Source organism: Acidisoma sp. (genome assembly GCF_035492295.1).
Lineage (GTDB): Bacteria > Pseudomonadota > Alphaproteobacteria > Acetobacterales > Acetobacteraceae > Acidisoma.
Genome location: NZ_DATJJK010000124.1, coordinates 1 through 15319, shown reverse-complemented (window position 1 = coordinate 15319; position 15319 = coordinate 1). Strand labels below are relative to the sequence as shown.

The window sequence follows — 15319 nt, the reverse complement described above, 5'->3', positions numbered from 1 at the left end:
ATGCACGCCATGCTGACGCTGGCGCCCAAAGCCCTGCCGCCGGATAGCCCCGTGCAGCGGCCGCAGACCCACCAGGCCGAAGGCGCTCGGCGCGGGCGCGTCGCCTTGCTCACCGGCTGTGCGCAAAAAGTGCTGTCGCCGTCGATCAACGAAGCGACGGTGCGGCTGCTGACGCGCATGGGCATCGAGGTGGTGATCGCCCCCGAGGTCGGCTGCTGCGGGGCACTGACGCATCACATGGGCCGCCATGATCCCGCCATGGCAGCCGCCCGCGCCGCGATCGCCGGCTGGAGCCGGGAGATCGAAGGGGAGGGGCTGGACGCGATCCTCATCAACACCTCCGGCTGCGGCACCACGGTGAAGGATTACGGCTTCATGTTCCGCGAGGAGCCGGAACCCTGGAAAAGCCGCGCCGAAAAGGTTTCGGCGCTCGCTGCCGATATCAGCGAATACCTCGCCCGCATCGGCTATCAGCCGAGCCGCGCGGCGCCCGATCTCACCGTCGCCTACCATTCAGCCTGCAGCCTTCAGCATGGGCAGCGGGTGACGGCGGAACCCAAGATGCTGCTGAAGACAGCCGGCTTCAGGGTGGTGGAGCCACGGGACGCGCATCTCTGCTGCGGTTCGGCCGGCACCTACAACATCGTCCAGCCCGAAATTGCCGGCCGGCTGCGCGCCCGCAAGCTGGAAACGCTGCAGGAGCGCAAGCCGGATCTCGTGGCGGCCGGGAATATCGGCTGCATCACCCAGCTTTCGGGCGGCGGCCTGCCCGTGGTTCACACCATCGAACTGCTGGACTGGATGGCGGGCGGGCCGAAGCCCGCGGCGGTGCCACAGGCGGCGCGCGCGGCCTAAACCTCGGAGCACCAAGCCAGCAGGGTCATGACGTCATCGGCATAGGCCTCGGCTGAGGGGCCTGAGCCATTATAGGCCCGCACGGTCGTGCGCAGATCCTTGTAGTGAGCGTATTTGGTCTTGAGTTCGCTGAGCGCGCGGTCCAGGCACGCCTGGAACTCGCCCCATTGCTTTTGCTGGAAGAAGGCTGTGTCGGCGCCGACATATTGCAAGTCGTATTGGAAAATGCCGTAGCCCTTATAGACCCAGGAGGCCGCCGGCAGGCCGCGCAGGGCGCGGGTCTGATTGGCCTCGCCAATCAAGTCCTGGGTAAACGCATCGCCGTAGCGCTGGTGAAAGGCCAACGTGTTCTGCGGGAAGGCGCCGCGCGAGGTATTGGGCGCGTCACCGCTCGCGTCGAAGACGCAGCGGGCCAGGACAAACTCCGGCGGATGGGTGTCGATCCATTTCAGCCAGTAGAGCGCGGCCTCCTTTCCGGCGATCGCGCAAAGCAGATTGATGTCGAAGGGCGTATTCGCAATGGCGGCATTCAGCTGTGGCCCGAAATTCCGGGTCAACCACAGTTTCACTTGATGGGCTTGGCTCTCCGAAATCGGCGGCATGCGTCTGAATCCCGTCAATCGGTTTTGATGGCGATACGCTAACGGGTTCTACGGCGGGCCCCTAAAGAATCTTTGCCGACCGAGGCATAGGTCCGCCTACCGGCCGCGGTCATCGCCTTGCGGTGCGGGCCGCGCGCGCTGTTCCGCGTCATCTATGGATGGGACAGGTGGTTTTGGGAGCGCCAGCTTCCGGGGAGAGCATTGCCGAGCGGTCCTCGGCTGACGGTGATTGTCAGTCAGCTGGGATGAAGCGCAGCGTGCCTGCCCGGCGTGTCGGCCTGCCGGTGTCGTTCGTATGGTTGATGCCATCCATGACGGGCACCTCAGAGAAATCGAAGGGGCTCACCCCATCCAGGCAAGCCACGTTCACGGCATAGCTAGTCTGGTCAGATCGCCGTTGATGATGTGTGTATATGCCGCAGCGAGAACAGAAGAAGTGCTGCGCTGATCCGGTATGAAAGCGGTAGCCTGTCAACGCATCCTCGCCTTGCAGGATCTTGACCCCACCCATTTCCGCCATGACAACCACGGCGCCTCGCATTCGGCAGTAGGAACAGGTGCAGCGGCGGATCGAATTGAAGCCGTCGCTGAGGGTCGCCTCGAAACGGACCGCACCGCAATGGCACTGGCCAGCCCGAACCTTCGTGTCGTCCAGCATGCTGCCCCTGTCTCCAGTTCAGATCCCTGTTGCGCTCAGTTCTGGGGGCGTACGAGAACCTCCGGGCGACGTCAACGGCCAGGCAGCCGGCCCTTCGCCGAGAAGCGTATCGCACAGGTTGGCAGATTGACGACGCAGCCGAGCAGGCCACGTTCCCGCAAAGCTGAAACGACGCCCATCGCTCCGTGCTCAGGCTGGTGGGGCCCTGCCTTAGTCGCGCAGGGGCATCCGGAAGGTGAAGCGCGTCTCCTCGGCCGTCGAGCGCACCGAGAGTATGCCGCCATGCGCCTTGGCAATTTCGGAGGCAATGTAAAGGCCGAGGCCGAGCCCTTCCTGGCTGGGACGGACGGAGGCGCGAAAAAACGGCTGGAACAGGTTCTCGAGCGCCGCCTCGGGGATCGGCGCTCCCGAGTTTGCCACCGAGAGTTTGAAGACGCCGTCGCGCGTCGTCGCCTGGACCGTCACCGGCTTCGTGTCGTCGCCATGGGTGAGCGCATTGCCGAGAAGGTTCGACAGCAGCTGGGCCATGCGGCCACGGTCGCAGCTGACCGGTTCTGAAAGAGCGAAATCGGCCGTGATGGTCCGGTCAGGCCGTGTGCTCTGAAGCTCCCGCACGACGTGAAGCAGGGTGCGCTCGATGGGCTCGTCACCATCGCGAAGGATGGTCAATCCCCCGCCCAGTCGTCCGCGCGCAAAGTCCAGCACATTGTCGATCAGCCCGGCCATGCGGGAAATGCTGTCGTCGATCAATGCCGCAATCGCAGGGGCACGTTCGGGATGCTGCACCAGCATGGCGGTGCCGGCGCGGATGGAGGCCAGGGGATTGCGCAGATCATGCCCGAGCACGGCGATGAACTGTTCGCGAAGCTCGGCCGTTTCACGCTCCCGGACCAGGGATGCCTCGGATGTCGCAAGCTTCTGCTGGGCATCCAGTTGAAAGGCGATCATCTCGGCGAACAACTTGAATGCGCCAATGATCTCGGGGCTGTTGAGCTTGCGGGACTTTGGGTCGATTGCGCAAAGCGTGCCGAAAAAACTGCCGTCCGGCAGAATGACGGGCACGGAGATGTAACTCTGGAAGCCGTATTGCCGGGGGGTATGGTGGTCGCGGTAGAGCGGGTCTTCGGCAACACAATCGATCACGACCGGTTCGCGATGACCCCGGATTTCGTGGCAGATCGTCGATTCCAGCTTGAGTTCGCCGCCCGGCACCAAGCCGAAGGCAATATCGTCCTGGACGCAGCATGCGATCCACCGCTCCCCGGTCACTCGCGCGACCGCGGCAAAACCCATGCCGGTCATGCGACAGACCACGTCCAGGATCGACGGGACGGCCGCGATCCTGCCCACCGCGGCGACATCAGACTGGATTTCGGCCTCGGTGACGCGATTCATGGGGCCAGAATACAGTGTCGCCGTAACCATTGCATCAACGCGCTTGTCAGGCAGCCTCGGCCAAAAAGACGACCTCGGAGGCACCGCCCACCACCATGTCACGGATTGCCGCATTGAAGGCGCGGGCATGGGGGCTTGAGATATGCGCCGCGAAGGCCGCTTCGTCGGCGTAGATTTCGTCCACATGGTAGCGGCGCGGTTCGCCCGCCAGCCGGTAGGCCACGAATCGCAGGCAGCCGGGCTCTGCCCGCACAGCGCGGGTAAGATCGGCCATCATCTGCTCCATGCGGGCTTCATGCCCGGGCAGAACCTCGAAGGTTGCGTAAAGAGGCTTCATCGCACCTGCCGCCCTTTATACTCTATTCAGGGTCAGGATAAGCGCGCGCTTCTGGTGTAGCCAGCCCCGTCCTCACAAACCCGGCCTGAATTCCCGCAAGGTCATGTGAGTGAGAACCGTTTCGCTCACGCCGCCGATGGAGGCCCAGCCGTCAAGGATCACGGCCATCATCGCCCCGGCCGCGGCATGAGGGTCGCGCGCCGCGATGGCTTCGACGATCGCCTCGTGGCTGGCCTCGGAGACCGTCCGCCGCTGCTGGTCGTCCGCCGGCGCGCTCATGGTGAAGGAGGCGGCGAGGGCGGTGCGGATGAGCGCGCCGATCGACTGCAGGAAGGGGTTGTCGGAGGATTGCAGGACGAGGAGGTGGAAGGCGAGGTCGGCCTCGGCAAAGGCCTGGCGCTCGCCATCCGCCTCGCGCATGCGCCGGGCGAGTTGGGTCAGCTGAGCCAGCTGTTCGGGCGTCCGCCGGGTCGCCATCAGCGCCGCGGCCATCGGCTCGAAGGTCTGTCTGAGCTCGAAAAGCTGCGCCAGAAAGGGCCGGTCGACCCCGATTTCAAAGCGCCAGTCCAGGATGTCGGCGTCGAACATGTTCCAGTACCGGGGCTCGAGTACGCGGGTCCCGACCTTGGTCTTGGCGACGATCATGCCCTTGGCGACGAGCTTCTGCATCGCCTCGCGCAGCGTGCTGTTCGACACCTTGAATTGCTTGGTCAGCAGTTCCTTGTTGGGCAGCAGGCTGCCAGCCGGATACTGGCCGGAGACGATGGCGAGGCCGAGCCCGCGCATCACCTGATCATGGGCGGAGGCCGTCCTTTTGCGCAGGCGGATGCCACCGCCCAACCCCCGCCGCGCGCGGGGATTAGCGAAGCGCATAGGCATCGGATGTCCTTGTCAACGACCTGGCCCGCGAAGGCAGGTGGCATCTCGCGAATGGCGGTCACGGCCGCGCGCATGGGCCAGAGCCGGCGCGCATTCTGCCGTTTCCGCAATGAACCTGTATCGATCCATGCGAACCTTCAGACGTTTTCCTCTCCCGCACCCGTTTTTTGCTGGGCGTCGGGGTCAACTTGCCGAGCATACTGAAGTCGTTACCAAGAGGGAACCGGATAACTCGGATTTTTAACAGCTCGTGAACGCAACGGTCAGCGGTAGCCACCAAAGCCCGCGAGCCGCAGCTTGCGATCCGTCTCCCACTGGTTGAGCGCATAGACGGCCCAGATTGCGGCGGGAATCCAGCCGATGATGGTCGCATGCAGGAATAGGCAGACGATGCCGGACCACGGGCGGCCGATGAAGAAGAAGGAGATGCCGGGCAGGAGCAAAGCCAGGAGCAGTCGCATGGGAATCCCTCGGCGCGGAGTGAGGGGCCGCCGCTGCGGCCCTGCCATCAAGATAGGATTAATCCACTCCCTGTCATCCTGTGGCGGGCCCGCCGCCGCGCATGCCCCCGGGCGCCGAGAACAAGACAAGGCATCCAACACGGCCCGGTCACCGGCAAGTTCTTCGCGACCCTGGCGGGCTCGGGCTTTCAACCTCGCCCCATCCTGTTCTCCGCCCAGCAGCCGGCCTAGAGACCGAGGGGCGCCAGGCGGATGGCCGGTACCATCTCGCCCACCGCGAGCGCCGGCGCGAAGGGCGGGCGGACCAGCAGGGCATCGGCCGCCGCCAGACGGCTGATCTGACCGGAATCCTGCGTGCCGTAGGGATGGGCGATCCAACCGCCACCATCTTCCGGCACCAGGAGCGAGGCGCGGACGTAATCCTCCCGGATATCGTTTGCCGGCAAGGGGCTGCCGAGTCGCACGGGCTCGGCAGCCGGCGGATGGCCGGGCAGACCCTGAAGCCTCTGCAGCGCGGGCAGCAGGAAAAGAATGGCGCAGACCAGGGCCGATACCGGATTGCCGGGCAGGCCCAGCATCGGCACCTCGCCCAGCCGCCCATGCATCAGCGGCTTGCCCGGCCGCATGGCGATGCGCCAGAAATCGAGCACCAAGCCGCGCGAGGCGAGGCCGGCCTGGACGAGATCGTGTTCGCCGACACTGGCACCGCCGGTCGTGATCAGCATATCGGCGCCGCCAGCGGCCGCGGCCGCCTCGGCGATCGCCTCCAGCCGGTCGGGGACAGTCGGCAGCAGCACCGGCTCGCCGCCCGCCGCCCGCACAAAGGCCGCGAGCGCGGCACCGTTGGAGGAGACGACCCCGCCTGGCGGGAGCGGCTCACCCGGCAAGGCAATCTCGTCGCCCGTGCAGAGGATGACGATACGTGGGCGCCGGTGGACCGTAAGCCAGGGGTGGCCGGCGGCGGCGGCGAGGCCGATGTGGCGCGGGCTGAGACGATAACCCGCGGTCAGCACCGCGTCGCCGGCGCGAAAGTCCTGGCCCATACGGCGGATATGACGGCCAGGGCCCGGCGCTTCGCGCACCGTCACGCTCTCGCCTTCGGCGTCGGCATTCTCCTGGATGAGGATCGTATCCGCGCCCGCCGGAACCAGGCTGCCGGTGAACAGCCGCACGGTCTCGCCTGGGCCCACGCTGCCCGCGAAGGGATGGCCGGCCGGCGCGGCGCCGATCAGGCGCAGCCGCGCGCCCCGGGCAGCGTCCGCCGCGCGGACGGCATAGCCGTCCATGGCCGAGACATCGCCCGGCGGGTTGGACAGGCGGGACACAACAGGCCGCGCGGTCACCCGATGAAGGGCTTCGGCGAGCGAGACCGTCTCCGGCGTCGTCGCCGAGAGCCCGGCCAGAATGCGGGCGCGGGCTTCGGTCACCGAAATCATGGCCCAGGCCTCATGGCGCAGAAAAATCCCCGGACTTGCCGCCTGACTTGGCGGTGACGCGCAAGCTTTCGACCACCATGCCGCGATCGACCGCCTTGCACATGTCATAGACCGTCAGCGCTGCGACGGAGGCGGCCGTCAGCGCCTCCATCTCCACGCCCGTGCGGCCAGTGGTGCGGACCGTCGCCGTGATCTCGACCGCCGAGGCAAGGGCATCCGGCTCCAGATCGACCCGGACGGAGGAGAGGGGCAGGGGGTGGCACAGCGGGATCAGATCGGCCGTGCGCTTGGCCGCCATGATGCCGGCGAGCCGCGCCACCCCCAGCACATCTCCCTTCTTGGCCGAGCCACTCTCGATCAGCGCCAGGGTCTCAGGCCGCATCGTAATGCGGGCACGGGCGGTCGCCTCGCGCAGCGTCTCATCCTTGCCCGACACATCGACCATGGCCGCCTGTCCGGCGGCATCGAAATGGCTGAGCTTGGGTGCGCTCCCGGTCATTGCTCAGGCCGCGTCCGCGGTGCGCTCCGGCCCGATCAGATCCCGCACCGCCTGGGCAACGTCGGGCTGGCGCAACAGGCTTTCACCGACGAGGTAGCATTGCAGCCCGGCATCGACGAGCAGCTTCACATCCGCGGCCGTGCGGATGCCGCTTTCGGCGATCAGGAACCGATCCGGCGGGACCTGCGGGGCAAGCCGGATTGCCGTCTGAAGATCGGTCTTCAAGGTCTTGAGATTGCGGTTATTAATCCCGATCAACGGGGTCTGCAGGCCGAGCGCGCGGTGCAGCTCCGTCTCGTCATGGACTTCTGCCAGCACATCCATGTCGAGTGCCCGGGCAAGTTCTTCCAGCTCGCGCGCCTGGTCATCGGAGAGAGCAGCCATGATCAGCAGGATGCAATCCGCACCCATCGCCCGGCTCTCGTAAACCTGCCAGGGCTCGAGGATGAAATCCTTGCGCAGGATAGGCATCGGCACAGTGGCGCGGACGGCCATCAGATGCTCGGGCTCGCCCAGGAAATACTTGCGGTCGGTGAGGACCGAGAGGCAGGTTGCGCCGCCCTGCATATAGGCTTCGGCCAAGGCCGCCGGGTTGAACTCCTCCCGGATTAGGCCGCCGGAGGGAGAGGCCTTCTTGATCTCGGCGATCAGCGCCACACGATGGAGGTTGACGTGGTCCATCAGTGTGCGCGCGAAGCCGCGAGGGGGCGTCTGGGCCGCGATCTTCTGCTTCAGCATCTCGACCGGGAAATCTTCTTTCCGGCGCGCGCATTCAGCGCGCGTGTCATCGCAGATTTGGACCAGAACGTCTTGTATTTCTGAATTCATGCTACCGTTACTACTTCAACTCTCTTGGTTAGGCAGCTGGCTTTCGCGCCGCAACGTGTCAAGCGCAGCGCGCGCCCGGCCCTGGTCGATCGCGGCGCGTGCCGCCGTCAGGCCCTCGGCGAGGGTCGAGACGGCGCCGGCCACGACCAGTGCCCCTGCCGTATTCAGGATGACCGTATCGCGATAGGCGCCGGGCTCGCCATCCAACAAACGCATGAGGGCAGCGGCGTTAGCCGCCGCATCGCCCCCCCGAAGGGCCGCGAGGGGCGCCTGCGGCAGGCCCAGCTCCTTGGCATCCAATATCATATCGTGTGCGGTACCGTTTTCGAGCACTGCGATATGGTTGGGTCCGGCCAGCGTCAGCTCGTCCAGTCCCTGGCCATGAACGATCCAGGCTTTTTCCGTGCCGAGCTGGCCAAGCGCTTCCGCCACCGGCCGGGTCCAGTGGCTGGCATAGACGCCCGTGAACTGGCGGGTGACCCGGGCCGGATTGGCGAGCGGCCCTAGCAGATTGAAGAGGGTACGTGTGCCCAGCTCGGCCCGCACCGGGGCCGCATGGCGGAGCGCCGGATGATGATTGGGTGCGAACAGAAACACGCAGCCGGTTTTCGCCAGCACCGCTTCGAGCCGGGCCGGGGAAAGGGAGACGCCGATGCCGAGATGCTCCAGTACATCGGCGGCGCCCGATTTCGAACTGAGCGCCCGATTGCCATGCTTGGCCACCGGCACGCCGCAGCCGGCGACGACGAAGGTAACGGCGGTTGAGATATTGAGCGTGCCCTGTTCGTCCCCGCCGGTGCCGCACACGTCGATGGCGCCGGCCGGGGATGAGATTGCGACCATGCGGGCGCGGAGGGCGCGCACGGCGCCGACCATTTCAGCCACGGTCTCGCCGCGCACGCGCATAGCCATAAGAAGCCCCGCGATCTGCGCATGCGTCGCGTCGCCGGTCATGATCGCGCCGAAGGCGCTCTCGGCCTCGACCTCTGTCAGGCTTTCGCCCCGGGCGAGACGAGCCAAAAGGGGACGGATGGCGCCGCTCATGCGCGTTCTCTCAGCACGGAACTACGATGCCTGACTGCGATGCTTGGACGTCAGGCGGCCTGGGCCGGAGTATTGCGGCCGCGAGCGATCTCCAGGAAATTGGAGAGGATCTTGTGGCCATGCTCGCTCGCGATACTCTCGGGATGGAACTGCACGCCGAAGATGGGCAGGCTGCGGTGGCGCAGGCCCATGATCAGCCCATCCTCGGTAAAGGCCGTGGGCACCAGGGTTTCGGGCAGCGTCTCCCGCTCCACGATCAGGCTGTGGTAGCGCGTCGCCCGGAAGGGCGAGGGCAAGCCCGCGAAAATATCCGAATTGCCGTGAGTGACCGGGCTGACCTTGCCGTGCATCGGCACGGGTGCGCGAATGACATGGCCGCCGAAGGCCTGGCCGATCGCCTGATGGCCGAGGCAGACGCCGAAGATCGGAATCTTCCCCGCCGCCGCCTGGATGACGTCCAGGCAGATGCCTGCCTCATTCGGCGTGCAGGGACCGGGCGAGAGGACGATAGCCTCCGGCTGCTGAGCCATCACCTCATCGACGGACAGCGCATCATTCCGCCACACCGCGCACTCGGCGCCGAGATCGCCGAGGAATTGAACGAGGTTGAAGGTGAAACTGTCGTAGTTGTCGATGAGCAGGATCATGCCAATATGATGCGCTGCGCGTTTCGCAGGGTCAAATGGAACGCAGGAAGGTCTGGGTTGATGCAACCAGTCCAGCCCGCGCGACGATATAGGATCGGACCCACGACGAGGATGGACACATGACGACGCATACGGAGTCGAAAATCTTCCCGGTGACCATGACGGACGCCGAGTGGCGCGCGAAGCTGACGCCGGAGCAGTATCAGGTGCTGCGCCAGCACGGCACCGAACGGGCCGGCTCCTGCGCGCTTCTGCGTGAGAAGCGGCCCGGCATCTTCGAATGCGCGGGCTGCGGCAATCCGCTGTTCAAGGGAGATACCAAGTTCGAGAGCGGTACCGGGTGGCCGAGCTTCGACGTGCCGCTGGAGGGTGCGGTCGAGACGAGCGAGGATCGCGCCTACGGCATGCTGCGGACCGAAGTGCATTGCGCGAATTGCGGCGGCCATTTGGGGCATGTTTTTCCGGATGGCCCACCGCCGACCTTTCAGCGTTACTGCATGAACGGTGTCGCGCTGAACTTCATCCCCGACTAATCAGGCGCCAAGCCTGCCGGCCAAAACGCGGGTGGCCATGGTATGCCATGGCGCCGCGTTCCAGGCCCGGCAGGCGAGGCCCGAGGTCGAGGGCAGCACCATCACCGGGGGAAGACCCTCTGTCTCCGGTTGCAATCCGTGAGACAGGCGCCCGGTGGGAATGCCAAAAAATTCGGAGGCCGCGCGCTTGCTGTTGAAGGCGAGCAGGCGTGGCCGGAAGCGCACCATCGCGGCGCGCAGGCGCAGCCGGTCGAAACCGTGGCGCGGCAGGCTCTGATCCTGACCTGATTGCGTCTTGCAGACATCGGTGAGCCCGATCGCGAGGGCGAGAAGGTCGTGGAACTCCTCCGGCCGGAACCGACGCGGGGTGAGGCCGGTTTCCGCGAGCACCGGCCAGAAGCGGTTGCCGGGCCCCGCGTAATAGGCGCCGCGCGCGGCGGAAACGGCGCCGGCCGCCGTGCCGCAGATCACGAGATCCAGATTTTCGGCCAGGAGATCGGGCAGGATATCGGCGTCCATGACCCCTATGTAGCGCGCGCGTTTCAGGCTCACATCCCCGCGCGGCAGGCTTAGCGCCATGCGCAAGCTCCCCACCTTTGGTTCGGCAAGGGCCGAAGGAGAGACAGCATGGACTGCCGCCTGGATGGACAGATCGCGCTCGTGACGGGTGCCAGTTCCGGAATCGGCTTCGCCTGCGCGGAGGAACTGGCGGCAGCGGGGGCTGCCGTCGTCATCAACTACCATTCCCATCAGCAGCCGGCCGAGGAACTCGCCTCCAAGATCGCGCGCCGGGGTGGCCGAGCCATCGCGGTCGGCGCCGATGTCTCGCAGGAGGCGGATGTCGCGGCACTTTTCGCCAGCACCATCGAGGCCTACGGTGCACTCGACATCCTCGTCGCCAATTCCGGCATGCAGAAAGATGCGGCGCTGACCGAGATGACGCTCGATCAGTGGAACGCCGTGCTGCAGGTCAATCTCACCGGACAGTTCCTCTGCGCCCAGGCCGCCGTGCGCCAGTTCGAGGCTCAGGGCCGACGGCCGCAGTCAAAAGCTCTCGGCAAGATCATCTGCATGAGTTCGGTGCATCAGGTGATTCCCTGGGCAGGGCATGTGAACTATGCCGCATCCAAGGGCGGGATCATGATGATGATGCAGACGATCGCCCAGGAGGTCGCGGAAAAGGGCATTCGGGTCAATGCCATCGCGCCCGGCGCCATTCGTACCAACATCAACAAGGAGGAGACCGAGGGCGCGGCGGCGAAGGAAGTGCTCAAGCTCATTCCTTACGGGCGCATCGGGGCGGCCGAGGATGTCGGGCGGGCGGCTGTCTGGCTCGCTTCCGACCAGTCGGACTATGTCGTCGGGACGACGCTTTTCGTCGATGGCGGGATGACGCTCTATCCTTCGTTCCGCGGCAATGGATGAGCGGCCTCGGCCGCCGCTTCTAGGACGGCCAGGATATCGGTGAGGGTGCTGTCGGTATAATTGCCGTTGCGGTAGCCCTGGCCCAGCGCCTCCACCCCACGCTCGGCAACGAAGCTCGGCCGCTCGATGAAGCGGCCGATGAGCCGGTAGTGCTCGTCCAGGATTGCGGCGACCGGCGCCCGGATATCGTTCAGGCCGAGTGCCGTGCGCAGCTCTTCCTCGGCGCGCGCTTTGGTGACGATGGTAAGGGTGATGTTGGGCTGCTGACGGCAGAGGAAATCCATCGCCGTCACATTCACCCGGCAATCCGAACACCACATCTCGGCCGCGACCAGAAGGTGGTAGTGGCCGGGCACGGCCTTGAGGCGCCGCACGGTTTGAGGCGAAATCGGGCCGCCGCCGTTGATCCGGCTCTGAATCGCTGTCACCTCGGCAATCTCATCTGGCGTGCCGGATTTCACGAAATCCGCAAAACCGAAGTCGATGCCGCACAAAGCCTCGTAGCTCGCCATTCCGCTCCCAGCTTCCAGTCACTTGCCACCCTTGCTTCTAGGGTGCGGCAAGGCGAGCGGTAAAGCGGTTCAACCCTATGATATCGTGCTCAGCCATTCGCGGAGCCGCGCGTCGGGGTCCGGATTGAGCAGCACGTCCGTCACCACGGCCGCACTATCGGCGCCGGCGGCCAGTGCCGCGCGGCCACGTTCCGGCGTGAGGCCGCCGATGGCGACCAGGGGCATCGCACCCACCCGGCGTTTCCAGTCCGAGACGCGCGGAATGCCCTGCGGCGCCCAGGGCATTGCCTTCAGAATTGTCGGGAAGACCGGGCCGAGGGCCACATAGTCAGGCCCCACCGAGAGTGCGCGGTCCAGCTCCGCCTCATCATGCGTGCTGAGCCCGAGTTTTATTCCATGGCGCCGCAGTGCAGGAAGGTCCGCCGCTTCCAGATCCTCCTGCCCGAGATGGACGAAGTGGCAATCCTCTTCGATGGCGAGTTGCCAGTGATCGTTGATGACGAGGACCGCGCCCTTGGCCACGCAAAGATCACGGGCCGCACGGATCTGCGCACGCAGCACGGCTTCGGGCTTCTCCTTGATGCGGAGTTGCACGAAGCGAAGCCCCATCGGCAGGAAACGTTCGATCCAGCCAACGTCATCGACGATGAGATAAAACGGATGAAGACTCATCGGAAGGCGAGCCCCATGACCGGGGTGGAAGGTTCCGCCATGTCCCGCATCGGCATGGGATCGGCCTCATAAGCCTGGCGTCCGGCACGGATGGCGCTGGCGAAAGCCTCCGCCATCAAGGCGGGGTCGCCCGCCTTGGCAACCGCCGTGTTGAGCAGAATGGCATCAAAACCCAGTTCCATCGCCTGGGCGGCGTGGGAGGGCAGGCCGATGCCGGCGTCGATCACCAGCGGCACGTTCGGGAAACGCGCCCGCATGGCGCGCAGTCCGTAAAGGTTGTTCAGGCCGCGCCCGGAACCGATCGGCGCGCCCCAGGGCATGAGGACACGACAGCCAGCGTCGAGCAGCCTTTCGCCGACCAGCAGATCCTCCGTCGTATAGGGAAAGACCTCGAACCCGTCGGCGGTGAGAATGCGCGCCGCTTCGACAAGGCCGAAGACATCGGGCTGCAGCGTATCGTGGTCACCGATGACCTCGAGCTTGATCCAGTTGGTCTCGAAGACCTCGCGCGCCATCTGCGCCGTGGTCACGGCTTCCTTCACCGAATGGCAACCGGCGGTATTGGGCAGCACGCGAACCCCCAAGGCGCGGATCATCGACCAGAAGGCCTGGCCCTCGCGCCCGGCACCCGATTCGCGGCGGAGCGAAACGGTCACGACCTCCGCACCCGAGCGCCGCACGGCCTCCGCCATGATGGCAGGCGAGGGGTAAAGTGCCGTGCCCAGGAAGAGGCGGGAAGAAAAGGGGATGCCGTAGGCTTCGAGCATCTCAGCCTCCCCGCATGGGGGCGAGGAGTTCCACTTCATCGCCCTCCTTCAGGATGACATCGGCACGGGCGCGGGCGGGCGCGAAATCGCCATTGACGGCGGTCGCGACCACCGCGCCGCCATAGCCGAGTTCGTCCAGCACCTCGGCCAGGTTTTGCCCACGGACCTCACGCGCTTCGCTGTTGACGCGGATTTTCATCCCATCACCTCCGGAGAAACCGTCCTGTTAAGAAAATAATCCGCAGCCCGAGAGGCCATTGCCGGCGAGAGCAGGAAGCCGTGGCGGAAAAGCCCGTTGACCCGCAGGCTGCCTTGGCCAAAGGGCCGCAGGCGCGGAAGGTTATCGGCGAAGGCCGGCCGCGCGTCGGCGCCCATTTCGAGAATCTCGGCTTCCGCAAAGGCCGGGTGCAACGCATAGGCCGCGTTGAGCAGCTCGACCACCGAGCGCGCGGTGACGCGGGCACGCTCGCCGCTTTCCAGCATGGTGGCGCCGAGCATGAACACGCCGTCGCCCCGCGGCACGACATAGAGCGGAAAGCGCGGATGCAGCATGCGCACGGGGCGGGTGAGCGTCAGCCCCGGGCAGCGCAGGATGAGCATTTCACCCTTCACGCCGCGCAGATCGGGAAGTCTGTCCTGGGCGGCGAGGCCCCGGCAATCGGCAACCGCGCCGAGGCTTGGATCAGCGGGATCGACCTCCTGTCCGAAGGTGATGGAAACGCCGCGCACGGCCAGACTTTCGGCAAGCGCTGGGAGTGCTGCGCGCGGATCGAGATGTGCTTCCCGGCGGAAGAACAGCCCGCTGCGGAAGCGGCCGGCGAGGTCGGGTTCCAGGGCCGCGATGCCGTCAGCGTCCAGCATCTCGTGGTCCGTTGTCCGCCGGGCGAAGCGGGCAAGATCCGGGGCGTCCCGCAAGGGAGCGAGGACCAGACTGCCGCGCTGGATCGTGCCAGGGAAGACGCGCGGCCAATAGGCGAGCGCTTCCTGGCCAAGCCGCACGACCAGTGGTTCGGCACTTTCGGCCTCGCACCAAGGCGCCAGCATGCCGCCCGCGAAGCGCGAGCAGGCGCTGGCCCCGAGCGTGGCGCTCCGCTCCACGACACCGACGGAAAACCCGCGCTCCGAAAGGGCGAGGGCGGTGGTGAGGCCCATGACGCCGGCGCCCACGACGGTGATCTGCACGCAAATCTCTCCCCGGCAGCGATCCGGGGCAGGCGGGAGGGGGGAGAGCGGATGCGCGGCAGAGACTGCGCGCGGCCTTACCATCCCTTCGCCAGCATGACCTGGATCAGGTTCGAAGGGTCGCCATGTGGGGCGGCCTGTGCCGCCCAATGGCCTCTCAGCCCCTCGCTCGGGGCTCCCCTTGGGATGGTCTCTGCTAGCCGCGAATCCGGGTGCGGTCAAATCACGCAGCGTGTCGGAGGCCAAACTGTGGTCGTTTTAACGCCGCAACACATGGCATAAGGGCGATGCACTACGAGGCAAGACCCGATGACGCGCGCGCTCTGGCTTCTCGCAATGATACCTCTGCTTGCCGCCGCCGCGCCGCCGCCCTGCGGCATGAGCCTTGGCTTCAACCAGCCGGATGCCGGCGGCAGTGTTCAGCGCCCGGTATGGGAGTCGAAGGAGAAGGAGGCGCTTCTTTTCGCGGATGGGCTTCATGTCAACACCGACGGGACGAAGCGTTCCTATTCGGTGGACGACTTTTTCGGCACCAAGCAGGCGCTGAACACGATCTGCAATGCGATGGCCGGCTACTGCACGGACCT

21 protein-coding genes and 1 riboswitch are annotated in these 15319 nt (G+C 65.9%); of the genes, 4 read left to right on the top strand and 17 right to left on the bottom strand.

Annotation, left to right across the window (positions count from 1 at the left end):
- Nucleotides 1-855 (top strand): heterodisulfide reductase-related iron-sulfur binding cluster (locus VL752_RS09060; RefSeq protein ID WP_325354334.1); only part of this gene is annotated, 855 nt, incomplete at its 5' end.
- Here VL752_RS09060 and VL752_RS09055 read toward each other — a convergent pair.
- From VL752_RS09055 to VL752_RS09005, 11 genes are all read right to left on the bottom strand, one after another.
- Nucleotides 852-1457 (bottom strand): hypothetical protein, encoded by a 606-nt coding sequence (locus tag VL752_RS09055; RefSeq protein WP_325354332.1) that lies wholly within the window; start codon nt 1455-1457, stop codon nt 852-854. The genes VL752_RS09060 and VL752_RS09055 overlap by 4 nt on opposite strands.
- A 232-nt stretch (nt 1458-1689) precedes the next feature.
- Nucleotides 1690-2115 (bottom strand): GFA family protein, encoded by a 426-nt coding sequence (locus VL752_RS09050; protein WP_325354330.1) that lies wholly within the window; start codon nt 2113-2115, stop codon nt 1690-1692.
- A 210-nt stretch (nt 2116-2325) separates the two neighbouring features.
- A complete protein-coding gene (locus VL752_RS09045) occupies nt 2326-3510 on the bottom strand; it encodes a GAF domain-containing sensor histidine kinase (protein WP_325354328.1) in 1185 nt (394 codons plus the stop codon).
- Between the two features lie 46 nt (nt 3511-3556).
- Complete coding sequence (locus tag VL752_RS09040; RefSeq protein ID WP_325354326.1) at nt 3557-3847, bottom strand: putative quinol monooxygenase; 291 nt, start codon at nt 3845-3847, stop codon at nt 3557-3559.
- Nucleotides 3848-3919: 72 nt separating this feature from the next.
- A complete protein-coding gene (locus tag VL752_RS09035; RefSeq protein WP_325354324.1) occupies nt 3920-4726 on the bottom strand; it encodes a FadR/GntR family transcriptional regulator in 807 nt (268 codons plus the stop codon).
- Between the two features lie 263 nt (nt 4727-4989).
- A complete protein-coding gene (locus VL752_RS09030) occupies nt 4990-5187 on the bottom strand; it encodes a YqaE/Pmp3 family membrane protein (protein WP_325354322.1) in 198 nt (65 codons plus the stop codon).
- A 227-nt stretch (nt 5188-5414) separates the two neighbouring features.
- Nucleotides 5415-6623: a gephyrin-like molybdotransferase Glp gene (gene glp, locus VL752_RS09025; RefSeq protein ID WP_325354320.1), complete on the bottom strand. Its 1209-nt coding sequence runs from the start codon at nt 6621-6623 to the stop codon at nt 5415-5417.
- A 10-nt stretch (nt 6624-6633) separates the two neighbouring features.
- Nucleotides 6634-7122, bottom strand: coding sequence for a cyclic pyranopterin monophosphate synthase MoaC (gene moaC / locus VL752_RS09020; protein WP_325354318.1), 489 nt, complete (start codon nt 7120-7122; stop codon nt 6634-6636).
- A 3-nt stretch (nt 7123-7125) separates the two neighbouring features.
- Nucleotides 7126-7950: an indole-3-glycerol phosphate synthase TrpC gene (gene trpC / locus VL752_RS09015; protein ID WP_413788766.1), complete on the bottom strand. Its 825-nt coding sequence runs from the start codon at nt 7948-7950 to the stop codon at nt 7126-7128.
- Between the two features lie 15 nt (nt 7951-7965).
- On the bottom strand, nt 7966-8994 hold the full coding sequence (trpD, locus tag VL752_RS09010; RefSeq protein WP_325354316.1) for an anthranilate phosphoribosyltransferase: 1029 nt from the start codon (nt 8992-8994) through the stop codon (nt 7966-7968).
- 50 nt (nt 8995-9044) lie between these two features.
- The gene (locus VL752_RS09005; RefSeq protein ID WP_325354314.1) at nt 9045-9641 is read right to left on the bottom strand and encodes an anthranilate synthase component II; all 597 of its coding nucleotides are present in this window, start codon (nt 9639-9641) and stop codon (nt 9045-9047) included.
- A gap of 158 nt (nt 9642-9799) precedes the next feature.
- Between VL752_RS09005 and msrB the strand changes: the two genes are divergently transcribed.
- A complete protein-coding gene (gene msrB, locus VL752_RS09000; RefSeq protein WP_413788767.1) occupies nt 9800-10174 on the top strand; it encodes a peptide-methionine (R)-S-oxide reductase MsrB in 375 nt (124 codons plus the stop codon).
- On the opposite strand, the gene VL752_RS08995 is transcribed toward msrB, so the two are convergent.
- Nucleotides 10175-10753, bottom strand: coding sequence for a mismatch-specific DNA-glycosylase (locus tag VL752_RS08995; RefSeq protein ID WP_325354310.1), 579 nt, complete (start codon nt 10751-10753; stop codon nt 10175-10177).
- Nucleotides 10754-10801: 48 nt separating this feature from the next.
- Between VL752_RS08995 and VL752_RS08990 the strand changes: the two genes are divergently transcribed.
- Nucleotides 10802-11599, top strand: a complete 798-nt coding sequence (locus tag VL752_RS08990; protein ID WP_325354306.1) for a glucose 1-dehydrogenase — start codon at nt 10802-10804, stop codon at nt 11597-11599.
- Here VL752_RS08990 and VL752_RS08985 read toward each other — a convergent pair.
- From VL752_RS08985 to VL752_RS08965, 5 genes are all read right to left on the bottom strand, one after another.
- Nucleotides 11572-12111, bottom strand: coding sequence for a thioredoxin family protein (locus tag VL752_RS08985; protein ID WP_325354304.1), 540 nt, complete (start codon nt 12109-12111; stop codon nt 11572-11574). The two genes, VL752_RS08990 and VL752_RS08985, sit on opposite strands and share 28 nt — an antisense overlap.
- A 75-nt stretch (nt 12112-12186) precedes the next feature.
- Nucleotides 12187-12783 carry a thiamine phosphate synthase gene (locus VL752_RS08980; RefSeq protein WP_325354302.1) on the bottom strand — a complete coding sequence of 199 codons (597 nt, stop codon included), beginning with the start codon at nt 12781-12783 and terminating at the stop codon, nt 12187-12189.
- Nucleotides 12780-13550, bottom strand: coding sequence for a thiazole synthase (locus VL752_RS08975; protein WP_325354300.1), 771 nt, complete (start codon nt 13548-13550; stop codon nt 12780-12782). Before VL752_RS08975 ends, VL752_RS08980 begins: the two co-directional genes overlap by 4 nt.
- A 1-nt stretch (nt 13551) precedes the next feature.
- The gene (gene thiS / locus VL752_RS08970) at nt 13552-13749 is read right to left on the bottom strand and encodes a sulfur carrier protein ThiS (RefSeq protein ID WP_325354298.1); all 198 of its coding nucleotides are present in this window, start codon (nt 13747-13749) and stop codon (nt 13552-13554) included.
- Nucleotides 13746-14732 carry an FAD-dependent oxidoreductase gene (locus VL752_RS08965; protein WP_325354296.1) on the bottom strand — a complete coding sequence of 329 codons (987 nt, stop codon included), beginning with the start codon at nt 14730-14732 and terminating at the stop codon, nt 13746-13748. Before VL752_RS08965 ends, thiS begins: the two co-directional genes overlap by 4 nt.
- Nucleotides 14733-14798: 66 nt before the next feature.
- Nucleotides 14799-14924, bottom strand: a riboswitch (TPP riboswitch).
- Nucleotides 14925-15041: 117 nt separating this feature from the next.
- Here VL752_RS08965 and VL752_RS08960 point away from each other — a divergent pair.
- On the top strand, nt 15042-15319 hold a 278-nt coding region (locus VL752_RS08960), incomplete at its 3' end, for a hypothetical protein (protein ID WP_325354294.1).

Coding starts and splice junctions, on each gene's coding strand:
- VL752_RS09055 (WP_325354332.1), bottom strand. CDS start 1,457: ATGCCGCCGATTTCGGAGAGCCAAGCCCATCAAGTGAAACTGTGGTTG.
- VL752_RS09050 (WP_325354330.1), bottom strand. CDS start 2,115: ATGCTGGACGACACGAAGGTTCGGGCTGGCCAGTGCCATTGCGGTGCG.
- VL752_RS09045 (WP_325354328.1), bottom strand. CDS start 3,510: ATGAATCGCGTCACCGAGGCCGAAATCCAGTCTGATGTCGCCGCGGTG.
- VL752_RS09040 (WP_325354326.1), bottom strand. CDS start 3,847: ATGAAGCCTCTTTACGCAACCTTCGAGGTTCTGCCCGGGCATGAAGCC.
- VL752_RS09035 (WP_325354324.1), bottom strand. CDS start 4,726: ATGCCTATGCGCTTCGCTAATCCCCGCGCGCGGCGGGGGTTGGGCGGT.
- VL752_RS09030 (WP_325354322.1), bottom strand. CDS start 5,187: ATGCGACTGCTCCTGGCTTTGCTCCTGCCCGGCATCTCCTTCTTCTTC.
- glp (WP_325354320.1), bottom strand. CDS start 6,623: ATGATTTCGGTGACCGAAGCCCGCGCCCGCATTCTGGCCGGGCTCTCG.
- moaC (WP_325354318.1), bottom strand. CDS start 7,122: ATGACCGGGAGCGCACCCAAGCTCAGCCATTTCGATGCCGCCGGACAG.
- trpC (WP_413788766.1), bottom strand. CDS start 7,950: ATGAATTCAGAAATACAAGACGTTCTGGTCCAAATCTGCGATGACACG.
- trpD (WP_325354316.1), bottom strand. CDS start 8,994: ATGAGCGGCGCCATCCGTCCCCTTTTGGCTCGTCTCGCCCGGGGCGAA.
- VL752_RS09005 (WP_325354314.1), bottom strand. CDS start 9,641: ATGATCCTGCTCATCGACAACTACGACAGTTTCACCTTCAACCTCGTT.
- msrB (WP_413788767.1), top strand. CDS start 9,800: ATGACGGACGCCGAGTGGCGCGCGAAGCTGACGCCGGAGCAGTATCAG.
- VL752_RS08995 (WP_325354310.1), bottom strand. CDS start 10,753: ATGGCGCTAAGCCTGCCGCGCGGGGATGTGAGCCTGAAACGCGCGCGC.
- VL752_RS08990 (WP_325354306.1), top strand. CDS start 10,802: ATGGACTGCCGCCTGGATGGACAGATCGCGCTCGTGACGGGTGCCAGT.
- VL752_RS08985 (WP_325354304.1), bottom strand. CDS start 12,111: ATGGCGAGCTACGAGGCTTTGTGCGGCATCGACTTCGGTTTTGCGGAT.
- VL752_RS08980 (WP_325354302.1), bottom strand. CDS start 12,783: ATGAGTCTTCATCCGTTTTATCTCATCGTCGATGACGTTGGCTGGATC.
- VL752_RS08975 (WP_325354300.1), bottom strand. CDS start 13,550: ATGCTCGAAGCCTACGGCATCCCCTTTTCTTCCCGCCTCTTCCTGGGC.
- thiS (WP_325354298.1), bottom strand. CDS start 13,749: ATGAAAATCCGCGTCAACAGCGAAGCGCGTGAGGTCCGTGGGCAAAAC.